Genomic DNA, 253 nt, shown 5'->3' on the forward strand with positions numbered 1-253 from the left:
GGTTTTCCATTTGGCACTGGCCAGCATTTGTTCTGCCGCAATCGATAAGATATCGGGCACGTGGTGCTTTCGTGGTTTCCCGCGGACTTTGGTGATCGGCCAAATGAGCTTCACATCGACCGGATCCCCCTTCAGGTGCCGAGGGATGCCGACGGCCCAAGCCAGTCCGCGCTCTGTTAGCCCTTGTCGAAATGGTGCGCTAAGTCCGTATCCTGCATCCGCCAGCACACATCCAAAGCGCACGTTGGCTGCC

1 protein-coding gene is annotated in these 253 nt (G+C 58.1%); it reads right to left on the bottom strand.

Annotated elements, in window-relative coordinates; all coding sequences use genetic code 11:
• On the bottom strand, positions 1 to 253 hold a 253-nt coding region (locus tag FNJ47_RS55695; RefSeq protein WP_163163648.1), incomplete at both ends, for a transposase.

The organism is Bradyrhizobium uaiense, assembly GCF_010811875.1.
GTDB lineage: Bacteria > Pseudomonadota > Alphaproteobacteria > Rhizobiales > Xanthobacteraceae > Bradyrhizobium > Bradyrhizobium uaiense.